This window comes from Candidatus Mycobacterium wuenschmannii, assembly GCF_030252325.1.
In the GTDB taxonomy this organism is placed as follows: Bacteria; Actinomycetota; Actinomycetes; order Mycobacteriales; family Mycobacteriaceae; genus Mycobacterium; species Mycobacterium wuenschmannii.
The window spans coordinates 962,785-982,214 of the sequence record NZ_CP126981.1 but is presented as its reverse complement, the minus strand read 5'-3'; the positions used below and the strand labels follow the sequence as shown (position 1 = coordinate 982,214).

The 19,430-nt window shown below is 65.9% G+C and carries 20 protein-coding genes and 1 tRNA gene; 10 read left to right on the top strand and 11 right to left on the bottom strand.

Features of this window, described 5'->3' with window-relative positions; translation table 11 throughout:
* Positions 1-85 precede the first annotated feature (85 nt).
* Together PT015_RS04830 and PT015_RS04825 are read left to right on the top strand one after the other, a co-directional pair.
* Positions 86-568, top strand: coding sequence for a DNA polymerase ligase N-terminal domain-containing protein (locus tag PT015_RS04830; protein ID WP_285189173.1), 483 nt, complete (start codon positions 86-88; stop codon positions 566-568).
* Positions 569-585: 17 nt separating this feature from the next.
* Positions 586-996, top strand: a complete 411-nt coding sequence (locus PT015_RS04825; protein WP_285189171.1) for a hypothetical protein — start codon at positions 586-588, stop codon at positions 994-996.
* Here the strand turns inward: PT015_RS04825 and coaE are convergent.
* From coaE to PT015_RS04805, 4 genes are all read right to left on the bottom strand, one after another.
* On the bottom strand, positions 986-2,206 hold the full coding sequence (coaE, locus tag PT015_RS04820; RefSeq protein WP_285189170.1) for a dephospho-CoA kinase: 1,221 nt from the start codon (positions 2,204-2,206) through the stop codon (positions 986-988). The two genes, PT015_RS04825 and coaE, sit on opposite strands and share 11 nt — an antisense overlap.
* Before the next feature lie 77 nt (positions 2,207-2,283).
* Positions 2,284-3,723 (bottom strand): 30S ribosomal protein S1, encoded by a 1,440-nt coding sequence (gene rpsA / locus PT015_RS04815; RefSeq protein WP_285189169.1) that lies wholly within the window; start codon positions 3,721-3,723, stop codon positions 2,284-2,286.
* Between the two features lie 162 nt (positions 3,724-3,885).
* Positions 3,886-6,549, bottom strand: a complete 2,664-nt coding sequence (gene polA, locus PT015_RS04810; RefSeq protein WP_285190928.1) for a DNA polymerase I — start codon at positions 6,547-6,549, stop codon at positions 3,886-3,888.
* A 98-nt stretch (positions 6,550-6,647) separates the two neighbouring features.
* Positions 6,648-6,935, bottom strand: coding sequence for a putative quinol monooxygenase (locus tag PT015_RS04805; RefSeq protein WP_285189168.1), 288 nt, complete (start codon positions 6,933-6,935; stop codon positions 6,648-6,650).
* A gap of 125 nt (positions 6,936-7,060) precedes the next feature.
* Between PT015_RS04805 and PT015_RS04800 the strand changes: the two genes are divergently transcribed.
* The 3 genes from PT015_RS04800 to PT015_RS04790 are packed head-to-tail and all read left to right on the top strand — an operon-like array spanning position 7,061 to position 9,101.
* Positions 7,061-7,504, top strand: coding sequence for a Zn-ribbon domain-containing OB-fold protein (locus tag PT015_RS04800; RefSeq protein WP_285189167.1), 444 nt, complete (start codon positions 7,061-7,063; stop codon positions 7,502-7,504).
* A complete protein-coding gene (locus tag PT015_RS04795; protein WP_285189166.1) occupies positions 7,501-8,700 on the top strand; it encodes a lipid-transfer protein in 1,200 nt (399 codons plus the stop codon). Before PT015_RS04800 ends, PT015_RS04795 begins: the two co-directional genes overlap by 4 nt.
* A 2-nt stretch (positions 8,701-8,702) precedes the next feature.
* Positions 8,703-9,101 (top strand): VOC family protein, encoded by a 399-nt coding sequence (locus PT015_RS04790; RefSeq protein ID WP_285189165.1) that lies wholly within the window; start codon positions 8,703-8,705, stop codon positions 9,099-9,101.
* Between the two features lie 2 nt (positions 9,102-9,103).
* Here the strand turns inward: PT015_RS04790 and PT015_RS04785 are convergent, their stop codons facing one another.
* Positions 9,104-9,715: an ANTAR domain-containing response regulator gene (locus PT015_RS04785; RefSeq protein ID WP_285189164.1), complete on the bottom strand. Its 612-nt coding sequence runs from the start codon at positions 9,713-9,715 to the stop codon at positions 9,104-9,106.
* 100 nt (positions 9,716-9,815) lie between these two features.
* Here PT015_RS04785 and PT015_RS04780 point away from each other — a divergent pair.
* From PT015_RS04780 to PT015_RS04760, 5 genes are all read left to right on the top strand, one after another.
* A tRNA-Leu gene (locus tag PT015_RS04780) sits at positions 9,816-9,889 on the top strand.
* Between the two features lie 223 nt (positions 9,890-10,112).
* Positions 10,113-10,643 carry a hypothetical protein gene (locus PT015_RS04775; RefSeq protein ID WP_285189162.1) on the top strand — a complete coding sequence of 177 codons (531 nt, stop codon included), beginning with the start codon at positions 10,113-10,115 and terminating at the stop codon, positions 10,641-10,643.
* Between the two features lie 65 nt (positions 10,644-10,708).
* Entirely contained in the window at positions 10,709-12,034 is a 1,326-nt protein-coding gene (locus PT015_RS04770) for an adenylate/guanylate cyclase domain-containing protein (protein ID WP_285189160.1), read from the top strand.
* A gap of 73 nt (positions 12,035-12,107) precedes the next feature.
* On the top strand, positions 12,108-12,680 hold the full coding sequence (locus PT015_RS04765; protein ID WP_285190927.1) for an HdeD family acid-resistance protein: 573 nt from the start codon (positions 12,108-12,110) through the stop codon (positions 12,678-12,680).
* Positions 12,681-12,806: 126 nt separating this feature from the next.
* Positions 12,807-13,301 (top strand): DUF4190 domain-containing protein, encoded by a 495-nt coding sequence (locus tag PT015_RS04760; RefSeq protein ID WP_285189158.1) that lies wholly within the window; start codon positions 12,807-12,809, stop codon positions 13,299-13,301.
* Positions 13,302-13,321: 20 nt separating this feature from the next.
* Here the strand turns inward: PT015_RS04760 and PT015_RS04755 are convergent, their stop codons facing one another.
* Genes PT015_RS04755 through trpB form a run of 6 tightly spaced genes read right to left on the bottom strand, consistent with a single transcriptional unit; the run spans position 13,322 to position 19,409 of the window.
* Positions 13,322-14,161 carry an acyl-CoA thioesterase II gene (locus PT015_RS04755; RefSeq protein ID WP_285190926.1) on the bottom strand — a complete coding sequence of 280 codons (840 nt, stop codon included), beginning with the start codon at positions 14,159-14,161 and terminating at the stop codon, positions 13,322-13,324.
* A gap of 43 nt (positions 14,162-14,204) precedes the next feature.
* On the bottom strand, positions 14,205-15,623 hold the full coding sequence (pyk, locus tag PT015_RS04750) for a pyruvate kinase (protein ID WP_285189156.1): 1,419 nt from the start codon (positions 15,621-15,623) through the stop codon (positions 14,205-14,207).
* Between the two features lie 60 nt (positions 15,624-15,683).
* Positions 15,684-16,103 (bottom strand): DUF2752 domain-containing protein, encoded by a 420-nt coding sequence (locus PT015_RS04745; RefSeq protein WP_285189155.1) that lies wholly within the window; start codon positions 16,101-16,103, stop codon positions 15,684-15,686.
* Positions 16,103-17,341, bottom strand: coding sequence for a prolipoprotein diacylglyceryl transferase (locus tag PT015_RS04740; protein ID WP_285189153.1), 1,239 nt, complete (start codon positions 17,339-17,341; stop codon positions 16,103-16,105). The genes PT015_RS04745 and PT015_RS04740 overlap by 1 nt, the downstream gene beginning before the upstream one ends.
* Positions 17,338-18,150 carry a tryptophan synthase subunit alpha gene (gene trpA / locus PT015_RS04735; RefSeq protein WP_285189151.1) on the bottom strand — a complete coding sequence of 271 codons (813 nt, stop codon included), beginning with the start codon at positions 18,148-18,150 and terminating at the stop codon, positions 17,338-17,340. Before trpA ends, PT015_RS04740 begins: the two co-directional genes overlap by 4 nt.
* Complete coding sequence (trpB, locus tag PT015_RS04730; protein WP_285189149.1) at positions 18,147-19,409, bottom strand: tryptophan synthase subunit beta; 1,263 nt, start codon at positions 19,407-19,409, stop codon at positions 18,147-18,149. The genes trpA and trpB overlap by 4 nt, the downstream gene beginning before the upstream one ends.
* Positions 19,410-19,430: the final 21 nt, after the last annotated feature.

The window sequence follows — 19,430 nt, the reverse complement described above, 5'->3', positions numbered from 1 at the left end:
TAATATCCGGTTGGTTAACGACGTAAACCTTCGGCACAGCCGATGTGCAGTTTCCGAAGTGGTGGCCAGTGGGTACGAGCCACAGATGCCTTTGAACAACCACCGCCCTCAGCGGCGGACCGGCAGGCCGCGCGGACGACGACCAGGCAACAGCGGACCCCGCTTCGTCATCCAGCACCACGCGGCGCGAGATAACTACTACGACTTCAGGCTGGAAATCGACGGTGTGCTGGTGTCCTGGGCCATCCCACGGGGTCCGGCGGTCAACCCGCAGGAGCGGCGGATGGCGCGACGGATCGAGGATCATCCGCTCGAAGACGGTGTGATCGATGACGATGGCGACGGCAGCGACGCAGTAATCATCTGGGACAGCGGCACTTACGCCAACAAGACCGCACACGAGATGGCGACCTGCCTGGGCGTCGGACATCTGTCGTTCCTGCTGGACGGCGAGAAGCTGCACGGTGACTATGCGTTGACCCGGGTTCGCGACGGCGACCAGGAAACGTGGCTGCTGGTAAGGCGGCCTGACGACGCCGCCGACGCGGCGAACCGACTCAAGGGCTAACGGTAATCTGTCCGGTCATGGGCAGGATGCAGACAGGGTTGGTGGTCGTTGCGGCGATGGCCTGCACGTCGCTGAACCCCGCGATCGCGCGGGCGGATCAGCACAACATCACCTACATCGCGCGCGTCGACGGCGTGGCGCCGGGTAGCCAGGCGACGTTCATCACCGCGGAGAACCAGACCAACATGGCCCAGCTGAGTGCGTTGCCGGGCAACGCTTTTCAGGCCAGTGCGGTACTCCCGGACCCACGGCATGCCGGCATGCAGGTCGCGGTCAAGTGGCCCTACGGCGCCAACGTGCACTGTGAAATCGACGTCGACGACAAGATATTCGTGCAGGTCGACCAACAGGCCCATCCCGCACCGGGCAGCGCCGACCCGATGAACGGCGTCGTGGCTTGCGGCGCACCGCTGCCCGCTACCCCTTAGCGCGCCAACTCGTGTCGTCCGCCCACGTCCACGCCTCGCGGTAGGCCTCGAGCAGCCACGGCTCCTTGGCGTCGGCATAGCCGGCGACGTCGACGGCGCCTTGGGCGTCTCGCTTGACGGCCAGATAGCGCTGCCGCGCATCGGGATTGGCTGTCAGCCAGTCGGCGAACAGCAGCGCGAACTGCTGATTGGGCCATCCGTCCACGCGCACGTGGACGTTGGTGGGCCGGCCCGGGTCGGCGGACGCATGAATCCGCTTCTGCCACAACGCCGCATCGTCGGAGTGGTCGAACTCCGCGACGGTGCTGCGGGCGTCCGGCTTCCCCACGTCAGTGGTGATCGGCAGTCGCACGTAGCCCGCGGTGGTCAACGCCTCGGCGATCTCGTCGGCGACGTCCAGCGAGGCGACCGTCACCTGAATGTCGATGACGTCCTTGGCGTCGAGGCCCTCGACCGCCGTCGACCCGACGTGGTCGATGCGGACAGCGTGATGCCCACACGCCGTCTTCAGGCGCGCCACCACGCGCCGGGCCTGCTCCGGCCACGACGGGTCGTAAGGCACCAGCACCGGCCGCGGGCGGGCCGGTTCCCCGGCGTCGAGGTTCTGCTCGAACGGCAGGATTCGGTCGTGCCACAGGGCCCGAGCCTGGGCCACCAATTCGTCTGTGCTGCCGGTGTTGTCGAGCCAGACGTCGGCGACCGCGCGGCGCTGCTCCTCGCTCGCCTGCGCGGCGATGCGGGCCCGCGCATCCTCCTCGCTGAACCCCCGGTGCTCGATCAGCCGCTTGACCCGCAGATCCTCATCGGCGTTCACGATGATCACCAACGGAAACATCGGTGCCATACCGGATTCCACGAGCAGCGGAATGTCTTCGACGATCACTGGATTTTTCAGGTCGTTCTCTGCACTTTCGATCAACTCGGCCCGGCGCTTGCCGACCAGCGGATGCACGATCCCGTTCAGCGTCTGACGTTTCTCCTCATCGCTGAACGCGATCGCGGCCAGGGCCGGCCGGTTGAGCGAGCCGTCGTCGGCCAGGATCTGCTCGCCGAACGCCTCGACCAGCTTGGCCAGGCCATCGGTGCCCGGCTCGACGACTTCGCGGGAGATCACATCGCCGTCGACGACGATGCCGCCGAGATCGTTGAAGGTGGACGAGACGGTCGACTTCCCGGCGCCGATACCGCCGGACAGGCCTATGCGCAGCACGGCACCAGTCTGTCAAAGCCCGCGAACGACGAACGCCCCGACTCGGATGAGCCGGGGCGTCCGCGAGGGTCTGACTGTTAGGCGCTGCCTGCCAGCTTCTCCCGCAGCGCGGCGAGTTGCGCATCGCTGGCCAGGGAGCCACCGGTGGGCGCGTCGTCGCTCGACGAGCTGCTGGACTGCGGACGGGCGGCCTCTTCGGCCTCGGCAGCGGCGAACTTCTCCATCTGCGCGGTGTGCATCTTGTGACGACGTTCCGCCTCGGCGTAGCGGGCCTCCCACTCGGTGCGCTGCGTGTCGAAACCTTCGAGCCATTCGTTGGTTTCGGCGTCGAAGCCCTCGGGGAAGATGTAGTTGCCCTGGTCGTCGTAGCTGTCGGCCATGCCGTATTTGGCCGGGTCGAACTCCTCGGTGTAGTCCTCGTTGGCCTGCTTGAGGCTCAGCGAGATCCGACGGCGCTCGAGGTCGATGTCGATGACCTTGACCATCGCGTCGTCGCCGACGGCGACCACCTGGTCGGGCACCTCCACGTGGCGCTCAGCCAGCTCGGAGATGTGCACCAGGCCTTCGATGCCCTCCTCGACGCGGACGAACGCACCGAACGGCACCAGCTTGGTGACCTTGCCGGGCACGATCTGACCGATGGCGTGGGTGCGGGCGAAGTGACGCCACGGGTCTTCCTGAGTTGCCTTGAGCGACAACGAAACCCGCTCGCGGTCCATGTCGACGTCGAGCACCTCGACGGTGACCTCGTCGCCGACCTGCACGACCTCGGACGGGTGGTCGATGTGCTTCCAGGAGAGCTCCGACACGTGCACCAGACCGTCGACACCGCCGAGGTCGACGAACGCGCCGAAGTTGACGATCGAGGACACGACACCCTTGCGGATGGCGCCCTTCTGCAGCTGGTTGAGGAACTCGCTGCGCACCTCGGACTGAGTCTGCTCCAGCCAGGCGCGCCGCGACAGCACCACGTTGTTGCGGTTCTTGTCCAGCTCGATGATCTTGGCCTCGATCTCCTTGCCGATGTACGGCTGCAGATCGCGGACGCGACGCATCTCGACGAGCGACGCGGGCAGGAAGCCGCGGAGACCGATGTCGAGGATCAGACCACCCTTGACGACCTCGATGACGGTGCCCTTGACGGCCTCGTCCTTTTCCTTGAGAGCCTCGATGGTGCCCCAGGCGCGCTCGTACTGAGCACGCTTCTTGGACAAGATCAGACGGCCTTCTTTGTCCTCCTTGGTGAGGACCAGGGCTTCGACCTCATCGCCCACGGAAACGACCTCGTTGGGGTCGACATCGTGCTTGATGGACAGTTCGCGGGAAGGAATGACGCCTTCGGTCTTGTAACCGATGTCAAGTAGGACTTCGTCACGGTCAACCTTGACGATGGTCCCTTCGACGATGTCGCCATCGTTGAAGTACTTGATTGTTTTGTCGATGGCGGCGAGAAAATCCTCGCTCGAGCCAATGTCGTTGACGGCTACTTGCGGCGAGGTGACGGTGGGACTCGGCATATTGTTGGGTTGCTCCGGACAGGTTGAGGTCGTAGGGACAATGCTGATTTCAATTCGAAAGTCCGCCAATGGCGGCCGGACTACCTTTCAAGGCTACTCGACTAGGCCTATGCAGGCCAAACCCGCCCCACCGGCGTCGCGGGATCGGCTCGCGTCCGGAGGCTAATGCGCGGCGCTGTCCCAGCTCGGTCCGTAGCCCACCGAGACCTCCAATGGCACGTCAAGCGGGTACGCACCGCCCATCTTGTCGCGCACCAGCGCCTCGAGTTGGTCGCGTTCGCCCTCGGCGACCTCGAACAACAGCTCGTCGTGAACCTGTAGCAGCATCCGCGATGTCAGGCCGGCCTCCGTGAGCGCCTCGTCGACCTCGATCATTGCCACCTTGATGATGTCGGCGGCGCTGCCCTGGATCGGCGCGTTGAGCGCGGCCCGCTCGGCGGCCTCCCGGACGTTGCGGTTACTGCTGTCCAACTCGGGCAGATAGCGCCGGCGGCCGAACACGGTCGAGGTGTAGCCGTCCTTGCGGGCCTGCTCGACGACGTTGTGCAGGTAATCGCGGATGCCACCGAATCGGGCGAAGTACTGATCCATCTGCTCTTTGGCTTCTTCGGTGGAGATCTTCAGCTGGGCGGACAACCCATAGGCGCTCAACCCATAGGCCAGGCCATAGGACATCGCCTTGACCCGGCGCCGCAGTTCGGCGGTGACCTCGTCGATCGGCACGCCGAACGCCCGAGACGCGACGAACGAGTGCAGATCCTCACCGGTGTTGAACGCCTCGATGAGCCCTTCGTCCTTGGACAGGTGCGCCATGATCCGCATTTCGATCTGGCTGTAGTCGGCGGTCATCACCTCGGTGTAACCCTTGCCCACCACAAACGCGTCGCGGATCTGCCGTCCGGCGTCGGTGCGGATCGGGATGTTCTGCAGGTTGGGCTCGGTGGACGAGAGCCGGCCGGTCGCCGCGATGGTCTGGTTGAACGTGGTGTGGATGCGGCCATCGCCGGCAACGGCATTCAGCAGCCCGTCGACGGTCACCTTCAGCCGCGTGACGTCGCGATGCGCGAGTAGGTGTTGCAGGAACGGATGTCCGGTCTTGTCGAACAGCGTCTGCAGCGCGTCGGCGTCGGTGGTGTAGCCGGTCTTGGTGCGCTTGGTCTTGGGCATTTCCAGCTCGTCGAACAGGACCACCTGCAGCTGTTTGGGCGAGCCGAGGTTGATCTGCTTGCCGATCACGGCGTAGGCCGCCTCGGCGGCGTCGCGGATCTGGTCGCCGAATTGGCTTTGCAGCGAACTCAATTGGTCCAGGTCGACGGCGATGCCGATGGATTCCATGGCCGCCAGCACCCGCTGCACGGGCAACTCCATCTCGGCCAGCAGCTTGGTGGAGTCGATGCGCTCGAGTTCAGCGTCGAGGGCGTCGGCGAGGTCGACCACGGCGCGGGCGCGTAGCACCGCGGTCTGCACGGCCTGCTCGTCGACGCCGTCGCTGTCGTCGAGCAGCGAAAGTTGTTGCTGTTCCGATGTTTCCGCGCGCAACTCCCGACGGAGGTAGCGCAGCGACAGATCGTCGAGGGTGAAGCTGCGCTGTCCGGGGCGCACCAGGTAGGCGGCCAGCGCGGTGTCGGAGCTGACGCCGTTCAGCGTCCAGCCGCGACCGGCCAGGTCGTGGATCGCAAGCTTCGCCTCGTGCAAAGCCTTCGGCTTGCCCGCGTCGGCGAGCCAGGCCGCCAGGGCCGAATCGTCTTCGGGCGTCAGGGTTGTCGTGTCGACGAAGGCACCCTCGTCATCCGCCGCGGCGATGGCCAGCGCCGTCGCGTCGCCGCCGTAGGGCAGGTGCGTGCCCACCACCGCGAGGCCGGCGCGGCGGCCGTCGGAGGCGTGATCGGTGAGCCATTGCGCGACGGTGCCGGGCTCCAGCGCTCCCCCGCGCACGTCGAATCCCTCGTCGACTTCCGGCTCGACGGCGGCCAGGGTGTCGAACAGCCGGTCGCGCAGCACCCGGAATTCCAGCTGGTCGAACAGCGTGTGGATCTGGTCGCGGTCCCACGGCTGCATGCGCAGCGTGTCGGGCGTCTGCGCCAGCGGCACGTCGCGCACCAGATCAGTGAGCTCGCGGTTGAGCACCACGCTGGACAGATTCGCCCGCAGCGCGTCACCGACCTTGCCGCGTACCGACTCGACATCGTCGACCAGCGCCTGCAGTGATCCGTACTCGATGATCCACTTGGACGCGGTCTTCTCACCGACACCTGGGATGCCGGGCAGGTTGTCGCTCGGGTCGCCGCGCAACGCCGCGAAGTCGGGGTACTGCGCGGGCGTCAAGCCGTACTTCTCGACGACTGCCTCCGGCGTGAACCGGGTCAGCTCGCTGACGCCCTTGCGCGGATACAGCACGGTGACGTCGTCGGTGACCAGCTGCAGCGAGTCGCGGTCACCGGTGACCACCAGCACCCGATAGCCCTCGTTCTCGGCCTGGGTGGTCAGGGTGGCGATCAGGTCGTCGGCCTCGAAGCCCGGCTCGGCGAGCACCGTAATGCCCAGTGCGACAAGCACTTCCTTGGTGATGTCGATCTGGCCGCGGAACTCGTCCGGGGTGGTCGACCGGTTGGCCTTGTACTCCGGATACCGCTCGGAGCGGAAGGTCTGCCGCGACACGTCGAACGCGGCGGCGACGTGGGTGGGGGCCTCGTCGCGCAGCAGGTTGATCAGCATCGCGGTGAACCCGTACACGGCGTTGGTGGTCAGGCCGCCCTGCGTCTTGAAGTTCTCGGCCGGGAGCGCGAAGAACGCCCGGTAGGCCAGCGAGTTGCCGTCCAGCAGCATCAACGTCGGCTTCTCGTCGGCGGCTTTGCCGGCCTCTGTTTTCTTGGTCGCGGTCCTGGCTGGGCTCACGGCGTCAACTCTAGGCACACCTCACGACATCAGGTCAGGGACCGCTGGCCGGTCACCTCGTATTCGCAGACCGACGCCGAGATGATCGTCTCGTGCTGCTCGTCGCTGGGTCCGCTGCCGCGGAATTTCTCGGCGTCCGCCCGCGACTGCCAGCGTTCGAAGATGGCAATGCGATTCGATTCGACCAGGTCCGCGGTGATCGCGAAGTCGAGGCAGCCGTGCGCGTGGCGGGCCTGCTCGACGACGTCTACGCACTCCTGCAGATAGCGATCGCGCTGCGAAGACTCCACCACCAGGTATCCGGCGACGATGACCATCGACTCTCCTTGCGTATGTCCATTACCTGCACGGGAATGACACCCGCGGGGCGCAGAACTCATCGCCGCTCGCATCGAACTGCAACACGTTTCAGTTTCGCGCCGCGGCTGGGTAGGCTGGCCCGGTGCCCGAGGTCACCAGTCAAGAACCGGCCATCGACGGGTGGTTCGCCACCGAAGACGCCGAAACGCCCCACCTGATCGGCAGTAAGTGTCCCAAGTGCGGCACCTACGTTTTCCCGCCGCGGGAGAACAACTGCCCCAATCCGGCCTGCGACAGCGACGTACTAGAGGCCGTCGCGTTGTCACGCCGCGGCACGCTGTGGAGCTACACAGAGAATCGCTACCCGCCGCCGAAGCCCTACCCCGCCCCGGATCCGTTCGAGCCGTTCGCGATCGCCGCGGTGGAACTCAAAGACGAGGGCATCATCGTGCTGGGCAAGGTCGTCGAGGGAACCCTCGCCGCCGATCTGAAGGTCGGCATGGAGATGGAACTGGCCACCATGACCCTGTACACCGACGACGACGGCGTCGAGCGTCTCGTCCACGCGTGGAAGGTGGCGTCATGAGTCCGGAACCGCTGTACATCCTGGGCGCGGGCATGCACCCGTGGGGCAAATGGGGCCGCGACTTCACCGAATACGGCGTGGTTGCCGCGCGCGCCGCGCTGGCCGAGGCGGGCCTGGACTGGCGCCAGATCCAACTGGTCGCCGGCGCCGATACCATCCGCAACGGCTACCCCGGCTTCATCGCCGGTTCGACGTTCGCGCAGAAACTCGGCTGGAACGGCGTGCCGGTCAGCTCCAGCTACGCCGCCTGCGCCAGTGGGTCGCAGGCACTGCAGAGCGCCCGCGCCCACATCCTGGCCGGATTCTGCGACGTCGCGCTGGTGATCGGCGCCGACACCACCCCGAAGGGCGCGTTCGCCCCGGTCGGCGGTGAGCGCAAGAACGATCCGGACTGGCAGCGCTTCCACCTCATCGGTGCGATGAACCCGGTCTACTTCGCGCTGCTGGCCCGCCGCCGAATGGACCTCTACGGGGCGACGTCGGAAGACTTCGCACAGGTGAAGGTGAAGAACTCCCAACACGGCCTGCAGAACCCGAATGCTCGCTACCGCAAGGAATCCGCGGTCGAGTACGTGCTGGCCAGCCCGGTCGTCAGCGACCCGCTGCGGCAGCTCGACATCTGCGCCACCTCCGACGGCGCGGCCGCGCTGATCGTGGCGAGCGCGGACTTCGCCCGCAAGCATCTCGGCTCCCTGGACGGTGTGCCGTCGGTGCGTGCGGTGAGCACGGTGACCCCGCAGTATCCGCAGCATCTCCCCGAATTACCTGACATCGCAACGGATTCCACCGCCGTGGCGCCGGCGCCGGAGCGGGTCTTCAAGGACCAGATCCTCGATGCGGCCTACGCCGAGGCGGGCATTGGGCCCGAGGATGTCAGCCTGGCCGAGGTGTACGACCTGTCCACCGCGCTCGAACTCGACTGGTACGAACACCTTGGGCTGTGCCCGAAGGGTGAGGCCGAGGGGTTGCTGCGCAGCGGCGCGACGACGATCGGCGGCAAGGTGCCGGTCAACCCGTCCGGTGGGCTGGCGTGCTTCGGCGAGGCCATTCCCGCCCAGGCGATCGCGCAGGTCTGCGAATTGACCTGGCAGTTGCGCGGTCAGGCCACCGGTCGGCAGGTGGAGGGCGCCACGGTCGGCGTCACCGCGAACCAGGGCCTGTTCGGTCACGGCTCCTCGGTGATCGTCGCGCGCTAGCCATGCTGGGACACGTCGGTCTGAACGTGCCCGACCTGCCGGCGGCCAGGCGGTATTACCGCGAGCTGATGCCGCTCGTCGGCTTCGACGTTTTCCTCGACGTCGACGACCAGATCGCGTTCCGGCCGACCGACGGGAAGCCGGGCACTTTCGTATTCCTCTATCCGACAACGGAATCCGGCGAATATTCGCGTCAGCGAACGGGACTGCAGCATGTGGCCTTCATGGTGAAGACGCGGTCGGCGGTCCGCGCGGTGCATGAGTGGGCCTCAAGCCACGGCGGCGAAGTCTTGCACGAGCCGCAGTCGTTCCCGCAGTACCCGCCGCCTTATTTTGCGACGTTCTGGCTGGATCCGTTCGGCTTCATGCTGGAAGCGGTCTGCCATCACGACCGCGACTGATGTCAGCTCTTGGCGTCCTTCACGTTGTCCAGCGTCTCCAGGACAACCTCGGCGACGTGCTTCATGGTGGTGCGCCGGTCCATCGCCGCGCGCTGAATCCACTTGAACGCCTCGGGCTCGGTCATGCCCTGATTGGCCTGCAGCAGACCCTTGGCCCGCTCGACGAGCTTGCGGGTCTCCAGGCGGTCCGACAGTGTCTCGACTTCGAGTTCCAGCGCGCGGATTTCGCTGAATCGACTGAGCGCCACCTCGATTGCCGGGATCAGGTCTGAGATCGTGAACGGCTTGACCAGGTAAGCCATCGCGCCGGCGTCACGCGCCTTCTCGACCAGATCGCGCTGGCTGAACGCGGTCAGCACAACGATCGGCGCGATCCGCTTGGAGGCGATCTCGGCGGCGGCGTCGATGCCGTCGCGGCGCGGCATCTTGACGTCCATGATCACCAGATCGGGCTTGAGTTGCTCGGCCAATTCGACGGCCTCTTGGCCGTCGCCGGCCTCGCCGACGATTTCATAGCCCTCTTCGCGCAGCATCTCGGCCAGGTCGAGCCGGATCAGGGCCTCATCTTCGGCGATGAGGACCCGGTGCGGGGTGATGGCGGCGTCGTCGGTCATGGTGAACATTCTGTCGTGAACCGCGCGAAACCTCGACTGCGGGGCTGTGAGTCGGCTCGCACCGGCCAATCCTCTATGGTGGGAGGCCGTAGTTGAGCAGGCCCTCGTATCCCAACTGGCAGAGGAAACGGATTCAAAACCCGTGCAGTGTGAGTTCGAATCTCACCGAGGGCACTCCAAGTCTTAGCGGTTGAGCCGCTTCCGATCGCGGCCACCTGACGTGACCGAATCCGCGGCCGGCGCATGATGCCTTGCTCCCCCAGCGACCTACGTAATCCGTAGGGGTCCAAATACAAGGGAAATCCCTTATTGCCTTCGGTCCAAAGCGTTGATTACGTTGCACTCAGCAAACACTTAGCTAATCAACACCTAGATCACAGACAAGAGGTTTCCGGACATGAACACACCGCGATTCGTAGTTCTGACCGGCGTCGCTGCGGCCGCCGGCGCCTTCAGCGTTGCAGCGATGATCTCGGCCGGGAGCGCGTCGGCGGCACCTATAGACGAGTACCTGATTCCCAACCTTTCGAGCTTCGACGCCACTAGTGCGCTGGGTTATCCCCCGCTGATCGACGTGCTGCAGGGCAACGAGAGCTGGACGATTGCGGGCCTGCCTGACAACGTGACCTTCAATGTCTTCGGTGTCGACACCCAGACAACCTTCGGCTCGTTCACGAATAACGACTTCCTCACTAATTTGAACGGTGAATTCGGCACGGTCGGTATCCCTTTCCTGCCGGACAACACCGAGATAGACCTGATGGACTTCGGCGGCGGGTTCGCAAACGAATGGATCAACATCCCCGTCGGCGCCATTCCCGGCCTCACTTTCGCCGACCCCGGCGTGTCCGACCTGCTCATCACCCCGTTCGGAAACTTCGAACTGTTCGGGACCTACTTCTCAGACCTTGTAACCGCACAGATCTAGCGCCGCTCACAGCGCGTCAGTCCGACCCACCACACAGGTTTCTGCCGAGCGGTTAGGCTTTCGACGTGGTGGCTAAGCGGTGCGCCGCCCAGCAACCAGCGGGTTCGCGGCGATCACCGGATTGCGTGGAGGCAGTACGGGCATACCCCCGTGCTCGCAGCCAGGTCTACATCGAACGCGTCGAGCGGCGTCGCCGCATCCTGAACCTCACCGCGGCGATGGCCGTGTTCATCAGCGCCGGCTTCGGCTTCGTGCAGGTGTTCGCCTCGCCCAACCTGTGGTGGACGGGTTTCATCAACATCGTCGGCGCCGCGATCTACGCCTCGGTGCCCTTATTGCACCGCTTCGGCGAACTGCTCCCGCCGATGACATTCATCTGCACCGCGTACCTGTCGATCTTCGCGATCTGCTGGTTCGTCGGCACCGGATCGGGACTGCAGTTCTACTTCCTCGTCGCGGCCTGCCTGGTGGTGCTGCAGTTGGGCGTGGACCGCATTTTCCTCGCCTCCGTTCTGGCGGCGATCGCCGCCGGGATGGTCATCACGCTCCAGTTCCTGGTCCCCCGCAACACCGGCGCCCAGCCGCTGTGGGCGCTGTCGCTGAGCTTCGTCGTCACCACGATCTCCGCGTGCATCATGGTGGTGACGACCGTCTGGTATGCGGTGCGCGAGATCGTTCGCGCCGAGGCCGCGATGGAAGTGGAATACGAACGCTCCGAAGCGCTTCTGGCCAACATCTTGCCCGCCAGCGTCGCGGAGCGTCTGAAAGACCCGGCGCGCAACATCATTGCCGACAAGTACGAGGATGCCTCGGTGCTGTTCGCCGACATCGCCGGATTCACCGAACGTGCCAGCGACATGCCTCCCGATCAGTTGATCCTGTTCCTGGACAAGCTCTATGGCGACTTCGATGCCCTGGTCGACAAGCATGGTCTGGAGAAGATCAAAGTCAGCGGCGACTCCTACATGGTGGTCAGCGGCGTCCCGGAACCACGCGCCGATCACGTGGAGGCGTTGGCCGACTTCGCCATCGACATGGCCGAAGTCGTACGCGCACTGAAGGATTCCCGCGGCGACCCCCTGCCGCTGCGAATTGGCTTAGCGCGTGGGCCCGTCGTCGCCGGCGTGGTCGGATCACGCCGATTCTTCTACGACGTATGGGGTGACGCGGTCAACGTGGCCTCGCGGATGGAATCGACCGATTCGGTCGGCTGCATCCAGGTTCCGGAAGACGTCTACCTCCGACTCAAAGACGACTTCACGCTGCGCGCGCGCGGCGACATCGAGATCAAAGGCAAAGGGCGCATGCGCACCTGGTATCTCGTCGGCCGCAAGCCCGACGCGGGTTCCGGCGACGTCCGCGCCGAAGCGCCGCAGACCGTCGGCGCATGACGCCACCTAAACCTCCCACCCTGACCGCGGTTTGTGGGAAAATCGCGGGATGGAAACCACTGCTGCTCCAAAGTTGTTGCCGCACCTGTGGAAGTCGACCCTGCTCTCCGGCATTCTCACACTGACTCTGGGCGTCCTGGTCTACGTTCTGCCCGAGCACTCCATCATCATCGCGGCCGCGTTGTTCGGCATCTACCTGCTGGTCACCGGCGCCGCGCAAGTTTTCTTCGCCTTCGCACTGCACGTCTCGGCAGGCGGACGTGTGCTGTCCTTCATCAGCGGCGCCGCCTCGTTGGTGCTGGCGGTGCTGTGTTTCCGCCACTTCGGTCAGGGCTATGCGATTCTGCTGCTTGCCATCTGGATCGGTGTCGGGTTCATCTTCCGCGGAGTCGCGACGTCGATATCGGCCATCAGTGATCCGAATCTGCCCGGTCGCGGGTGGCAGATCTTCCTCGGACTGGTCAGCCTGCTGGCCGGCGTCGTGATGTTGGGGTCACCCCTGGAGACCATCGAGATCTTGACGTTGATCGTGGCCATCTGGTTGATCGTCATCGGGATCTTCGAGGTCGTGTCGTCAATCGGTATTCGCAACGCGTCGCGGCGGGCGGAGAAGATTCTGACCGCAGGGCAGCCACACGCCGAGTGACCGACTGCGCGTGGCCGTCAAAACGGTGAATTGGGTTGTGCGGTAAGCCCGAAATGCGTCTTGGAGGTCCGTGCCACCGCGTATTCTGACTGAGAGTCGTCCATGTCTCCGATCAGAGAGCGAGCCATGACCGGATCGCCGGACCAGCCGGTTAGACGGGACAGCGCCGCAGGAGCGCCGCACACCGGGCCGCTGTATCCGTACCCGCCCCAGTACGCCGCGCCCCAGCCGTCAGCGGCGAAGAACGGTCTCGGAATCGCCGCGCTGGTGCTTGCGGTCGTCGGGTTGCTGAGCGTCGCAACCGTCTTCGCCCCGATCGCCCTGGGCGCGGTTGCGGTGGTCCTGGGCGTGATGGCGCGCGGTCGGGTCAAGCGCGGTGTCGCCGACAATGGTGGAGTCGCGATTGCCGGGATCGTGTTGGGCGGCTTGGCCATTGTCGTCGGCCTCGCGTTCATTGCGATCTGGACGACGGTCTGGAACGACGTCCGCGGCGACGATTACATCGACTGCGTGCAGAAGGCCGGAGAAAACCAGGTCGCCGAACAGCACTGCGCAGATCAGTTCCGGCGCACCGTCCAAGACCGGTTGAGCGTCACCCTGACGCCCCCGTCAGGTTCCTGAAGCCGCTCTGTCACACGGCCTTAACGCTTGTCGGGGAAATACTTCACCAGGCCCTCCTGCACCACGGTGGCCACCGGCCGCCGAGTGCGATCGAAGAAGTGTCCCGACCCGAGCCCCCGGGAGTCCGCCGCCACCGGCGAGGACGTGGAATACAACACCCAGTCGTTGAAATCCACCTGCCGGTGGAACCAGACCGAGTGATTGACCGTCGCGGCGAAAATGCGGTCATATCCCCACGACAGTCCGTGGCGGGTGATGATCGAGTCCAGCACGGTGGTGTCCGACGAATACAGCAACGTCGCGGTGTGGAGCACCGGATCGTCGGGCAGCATGCCGTCGGCCTTGACCCAAACCCGGTTGTAATCAAGCTGATTGCCTTTGTCGCGCATCACCCAGGACGGGTCGTTGGTGTAACGCCACTCGATGGGCTGCAACGCGTTGACGAATAGCGGCACCCGGTCTTCGTAGCCCTGCAGCCGCTCCTTGAGCGGGGGCACGTCGTCCGGGTCCGCCACGTCGGGCGGCTCGACGCTGTGCTCCAAGCCGCGGCCGCCGGCCAGATACGAGACGAACACCGTCGTCAGCAGGATTCCGGCCTGCCACACATCGACCCGGCGGTTGGCGAAGCGGCGCTCGTCGCGCAGCCGGACGACCCGAAACTCCAAAGGTTTGTCGATGTCGCCGCCGTTGATGAAATGCGCCGACAATGCGTTGGGCGGGAGGTCGCGGGTCCGCGTGCGGCTGGCGGCCACAAAGGACTGCGCCATCATCAGCCCGCCGAACGTCCGAGGTGGGTTCTTGCTGGGTTGGACTCCGGCGAACACGTCGTCGCCCGTGCCCTGCAGGTCCAGCACCGCCATCAGCTCGTCGAAGTCAGACACCGGGACAGCCTAGTCAGCGGGCTCAGACGTCCTCTTCGCCGATGCGGTGCACGTGAATCAGGTTCGTCGAGCCGACCGTGCCGGGCGGCGCGCCCGCGACGATCACCACCAAGTCGCCGCGCTTGTAGCGGCCGAGCGTCAGCAGCGACTTGTCCACCTGGCGGATCATCCCGTCGGTGGTCTGCATGATCCCGACGATGAACGTCTCGGTCCCCCAGGTCATCGCGAGCTGGCTGCGCACTTCCGGCAGTGGGGTGAACGCCAGCAGCGGCAGCGGCGTGTGCAGGCGGGCCAGCCGTCGGACAGTGTCGCCGGACTGGGTGAAGGCCACCAGAGCCTTGGCGTCGAGCCGCTCGCCGATGTCGCGGGCGGCGTAGCTGATCACGCCGCGCTTGGTACGCGGGACGTGGGTCAGTGGCGGCGCCGCCGTCGAATTCTCTTCCACCGCACAGATGATTCGAGACATCGTCTGGACGGCCGCAAGCGGATATTTGCCGACCGATGTCTCGCCGGACAGCATCACCGCGTCCGCGCCGTCGAGGACGGCGTTCGCAACATCGGATGCCTCGGCGCGGGTCGGGCGCGAGTGCTCGATCATGGACTCGAGCATCTGCGTCGCCACGATCACGGGTTTGGCGTTCTCCCTTGCCATTTGGATAGCCCGCTTCTGCACCAGCGGAACTTCTTCCAGCGGCAGTTCGACTCCGAGGTCACCGCGCGCGACCATCACCGCGTCGAACGCCAAGACCACGGCTTCGAGGTTGTCGATCGCTTCCGGCTTTTCGAGCTTGGCGATCACCGGCACCCGCCGGCCTACCCGGTCCATCACCTCGTGGACCAGCTCGACGTCCGACGGCGAACGCACGAAAGACAGCGCCACCATGTCGACACCCAGATGCATCGCGAACTCGAGGTCGTCGATGTCCTTCTCCGACAGCGCCGGCGCGGAGACACTCATGCCCGGAAGCGACATGCCCTTGTTGTTGCTGACCGGGCCGCCCTCGGTGACACGGCAGACCACGTCGTCGCCGTCGATGTGCTCGACCACCAGACCGACGTTGCCGTCGTCGACCAGCACCCGGTCGCCGGGCACCGCGTCTTGCGCGAGTTGCTTGTAGGTGGTGGAGACGCGATCGTGGTTGCCCGCGCAGTCCGCGACAGTGATCCGCACGCTCTCGCCATCGGCCCAGTACGTCGGTCCGTCAGCGAAGCGGCCGAGCCTGATCTTGGGGCCCTGCAAATCCGCGAGCACACCGACCGCGCGACCGGTCGCGTCCGAGGCTGCGCGCACGCGATCGTAGGAGGCCTTGTGGTCGCTGTAGTCGCCGTGGCTGAAGTTGAGTCGCGCGACATCCATGCCGGCTTCGACCAGAGCCCGGACCGACTCGTCGGAGCTGGTGGCCGGACCGAGAGTACAGACGATCTTTCCGCGTCTTGCCACGACGAAAAGCATAGTCGCGTGACCTGATCATCTCGCGTCAGTTCCGCTTCGGGCAGCGGGCTAGTGGGTGAGCAGCGTCGGAACCAACGGGAATCCGGGCAGGTTGCGCACCACCGTCCAGGTCGCCAATGTGACCAGGACGGTCACGGCGGCCGGGAGTGTCAACGGCCACTGACCGCGGCGACGTCGCAGCACAATCCAGCCGGCCAGCAGCGGCAGGCCGACGAGCAACACGACGTTGTCGTTGACGGCGGCCGCCACATCCCCGTGCAGGACGTCGTGGACCATCCGCAGCGTGCCGCAGCCGGGGCAGTTCAAGCCGGTGAGCAACCGGAACGGGCAGATCGGGAAGATCGCGCCCGGGTTGTGCGGGTCGACCAGGCCGACGTAAGCAAGCGCCCCGACGACCGCCACCGCGCCCAGGCCCCACACCCAGCGCGCGGTGGGGTGGTGGGAGCCATGCGTGGCCGGACCGGACATCAGTCCTCGTCCGGCTTCTTCTCGCTCGGCTCGGGTTGCTCTTCGTCGGCTTCGGCGTCCGCCTCGGCTTCGGCGTCTGCTTCGGGCTCGGGCTCGGCGTCCGCCTCGGGCTCGTCGTTTGCGTCGGCTCCGGTGTCCTCGGTGTCCGCGGTGTCCTCAGCGGCCTCGGTGGAGGGTGCTGCCTCCTCCGACGGCTCAACTTCGACCTCGGCGGGATCGACCTCGGCCGCGTCGGCCTCTGCCGCGACGGCCTCCGCGTCGTAGTCGGCTGCGGGCGTCTCGCCGCCGCCGTCCTCGGCCGGCGCGGCGTCGGGGGTCACCGCCGGCGCGTCGCCCTCGTCGACGGAGTCCGGCTCCAGCAGCTCGGCCGCCGACCCGCTCAGCGTTGCCGGATCTTCGCGGCCCTTGCGCGCCAGGATCAGGTACACGACCGCACCGATGAGGACGAACGTCGACGTGAAGGAGTTGATCCGGATACCGGCGATGTGGGTGGCGGTGTCGTCGCGCAGTAGTTCGACCCAGAAGCGGCCGACGCAGTAGCCCGCGACGTAGGCGGCGAACAGCCGTCCGTGGCCAAGGGTGAAGCGACGGTCCAGGATGATCAGCACGACGAAAATCAGTAGGTTCCAGAGCAATTCGTACAAGAACGTCGGCTGCACGACCATCGCCAACTGGCCGGTCGACACCCCGTCGAGTGAATGCACGTCGACGAATCCGGCCGGGTCGCGGCGGTAGAAGATCTCCAGGCCCCAGGGCATCGTGGTCTCGCGGCCGTAGAGTTCCTGGTTGAAGTAGTTGCCGATGCGGCCGATCGCTTGCGCAAGAACGATTCCCGGCGCGATCGCATCGCCGAACGCCGGCAGCGGGATGCCGCGTCGCCGGCAGGCGATCCACGCGCCGACACCACCCAGGGCAACCGCGCCCCAGATGCCCAGTCCACCGTCCCAGATACGCAGCGCCGCAATGGGTCCGGCGCCGCCCTCACCGAAGTACGTTCGCCAGTCGGTGGCCAGGTGGTACAGCCGGCCACCGACGAGTCCGAACGGCACCGCCCACAAGGCAATGTCGTAGATGACGCCACGTTCGCCGCCGCGGGCCTCCCAGCGCCGGTCGCCGATCATCAGCGCGGCGATGATCCCGAGGATGATGAACAACGCGTACGCGCGCAACGGGATCGGCCCCAGATACCACACACCCTGCGGCGGGCTGGGGATGTACGCGAGCACAGTCGTCGTCATGGTGTCGAAGTCCTTTGTCGGACACCGGCGGCGAGTTCTTCGGTGAGCGAGCGCATGGTGGGCAGCCCGTCGCCGAGAGCCGAGACCAGCGCCGACCCGACGATGACGCCGTCGGCGTAGCCGGCGATTTCGGCGGCCTGCTCGCGCGAGCGCACGCCGAGGCCGACTCCGACCGCGATGTCGGAGACCTCTTTGACCCGGCCGACCAGTTCCGGTGCGGCGTTGGACACCGCGTCGCGGGCGCCCGTCACGCCCATCGTCGATGCGGCGTAGACGAATCCGCGTGATGCCGCCACGGTGTCCGCCAGGCGCTGCGGCGTCGATGACGGCGCGACCAGGAAGATGCGGTCGAGGTTGTGCTGTTCGGACGCTGCCAGCCACTCGTCGCCCTCGTCAGGGATGAGGTCCGGGGTGATCAACCCATACCCGCCCGCCGCCGCGAGATCACGCGCGAAGGCGTCAACTCCGTAGCGCAGCACCGGGTTCCAGTAGGTCATGACGACCGCGCGACCACCCGCGGTGCTGATCGCCTCGACGGCCGCCAACGTGTCGCGGACCCGCACACCGCCGCGCAACGCGGTCTCGGCCGCGCTCGCGATGACGGGGCCGTCCATGCCAGGATCCGAGTAGGGCACGCCGACTTCGATCAGGTCGCAACCGGATTCGGTCAGCGCCTTCATGGCGTCGATCGACGTGGCGACGTCGGGGTACCCGGTCGGTAGATAACCGATCAGCGCGGCCCGGTTCTCGGCCCGGCAGGCACTGAAAACCTCGTCCAGACGGCTCTTTTCGCTCTGCTCGACGGTCATGACTTACCTTGGTCGAGCAGGCCGAACCACTTCGCGGCGGTCTCGACGTCCTTGTCGCCCCGGCCCGACAGATTCACCACGATGATTGCGCCAGAACCCATTTCGAAGCCGAGCTGGATTGCACCGGCGACGGCGTGCGCAGACTCGATCGCCGGAATGATGCCCTCGGTCCGGCACAGCAGGCGGAAGGCGTCCATGGCCTCGGTGTCGGTGATGGGTCGATATTCGGCGCGGCCGATGTCTTTCAGAAACGCGTGCTCTGGTCCGACGCCCGGATAATCCAGCCCGGCCGAGATCGAGTGAGACTCGATGGTCTGCCCGTCTTCATCCTGCAGCAGGAACGAGAACGAACCCTGGAAGGCGCCCGGCGTACCACCCGTGAAAGTGGCGGCGTGCCGACCGGTTTCGACGCCGTCACCGGCGGCCTCGTAACCCACCAGGCGGACGCCGGGGTCGTCGAGGAAGGCGTGGAAGATGCCGATCGCGTTGGATCCCCCACCGACGCAGGCGGTGACGGCGTCGGGCAGTCGCCCGGCCTGGTCCTGGATCTGGACCCGTGTCTCGAGCCCGATCACCCGCTGGAAGTCGCGGACCATCGTCGGGAAAGGATGCGGCCCGGCTGCGGTGCCGAAGCAGTAGTACGTGTTGTCGGCGTTGGTCACCCAGTCGCGGAACGCGTCGTTGATCGCGTCCTTGAGGGTCTTGGATCCGGACTCGACCGAGACGACCTCGGCGCCGAGCAGTCGCATCCGTGCGACGTTGAGGGCCTGCCGCGCGGTGTCGACGGCACCCATGTAGATCACGCAGTCCAGGCCGAGCAGCGCGCACGCGGTCGCGGTGGCGACGCCGTGTTGACCGGCGCCGGTCTCGGCGATCACCCGGGTCTTGCCCATCTGACGAGCCAGCAACGCCTGCCCCAGCACGTTGTTGATCTTGTGAGAACCGGTGTGATTCAGGTCTTCTCGTTTGAGGAAGATGCGCGCACCGCCGGCATGTTCGCTGAGCCGGGTCGCCTCGTAGAGCGGCGAGGGCCGGCCGGTGTAATGCGTCTGCAGCCGGTCGAGTTCGTCGAGGAAGGCCTGGTCGGTACGCACCTTCTCGTAGGCCGCGGTCACGTCCTCGATGACGGCCATCAGGGCTTCGGCGACGAACCGACCGCCGTAGACGCCGAAGTGCCCGCGAACGTCGGGGTCGTGGTGGGTGGGTTCAGCGATCGCGGCGCTGGAACGCGGAAGCTCCGGACGCACAGTGTCTGCCATCAGAAACGCTCAACAAGTAAG

Bases quoted from the DNA above. Each gene is read 5' to 3' on its own strand.
- PT015_RS04830 (WP_285189173.1), top strand. From the start codon at position 86: ATGCCTTTGAACAACCACCGCCCTCAGCGGCGGACCGGCAGGCCGCGC.
- PT015_RS04825 (WP_285189171.1), top strand. From the start codon at position 586: ATGGGCAGGATGCAGACAGGGTTGGTGGTCGTTGCGGCGATGGCCTGC.
- rpsA (WP_285189169.1), bottom strand. From the start codon at position 3,723: ATGCCGAGTCCCACCGTCACCTCGCCGCAAGTAGCCGTCAACGACATT.
- polA (WP_285190928.1), bottom strand. From the start codon at position 6,549: ATGCTGCTGGACGGCAACTCGCTGGCCTACCGGGCGTTCTTCGCGCTC.
- PT015_RS04805 (WP_285189168.1), bottom strand. From the start codon at position 6,935: ATGGTCATCGTCGCCGGATACCTGGTGGTGGAGTCTTCGCAGCGCGAT.
- PT015_RS04795 (WP_285189166.1), top strand. From the start codon at position 7,501: ATGAGTCCGGAACCGCTGTACATCCTGGGCGCGGGCATGCACCCGTGG.
- PT015_RS04790 (WP_285189165.1), top strand. From the start codon at position 8,703: ATGCTGGGACACGTCGGTCTGAACGTGCCCGACCTGCCGGCGGCCAGG.
- PT015_RS04785 (WP_285189164.1), bottom strand. From the start codon at position 9,715: ATGACCGACGACGCCGCCATCACCCCGCACCGGGTCCTCATCGCCGAA.
- PT015_RS04775 (WP_285189162.1), top strand. From the start codon at position 10,113: ATGAACACACCGCGATTCGTAGTTCTGACCGGCGTCGCTGCGGCCGCC.
- PT015_RS04760 (WP_285189158.1), top strand. From the start codon at position 12,807: ATGACCGGATCGCCGGACCAGCCGGTTAGACGGGACAGCGCCGCAGGA.
- PT015_RS04755 (WP_285190926.1), bottom strand. From the start codon at position 14,161: ATGGCGGTGCTGGACCTGCAGGGCACGGGCGACGACGTGTTCGCCGGA.
- PT015_RS04745 (WP_285189155.1), bottom strand. From the start codon at position 16,103: ATGTCCGGTCCGGCCACGCATGGCTCCCACCACCCCACCGCGCGCTGG.
- PT015_RS04740 (WP_285189153.1), bottom strand. From the start codon at position 17,341: ATGACGACGACTGTGCTCGCGTACATCCCCAGCCCGCCGCAGGGTGTG.
- trpA (WP_285189151.1), bottom strand. From the start codon at position 18,150: ATGACCGTCGAGCAGAGCGAAAAGAGCCGTCTGGACGAGGTTTTCAGT.
- trpB (WP_285189149.1), bottom strand. From the start codon at position 19,409: ATGGCAGACACTGTGCGTCCGGAGCTTCCGCGTTCCAGCGCCGCGATC.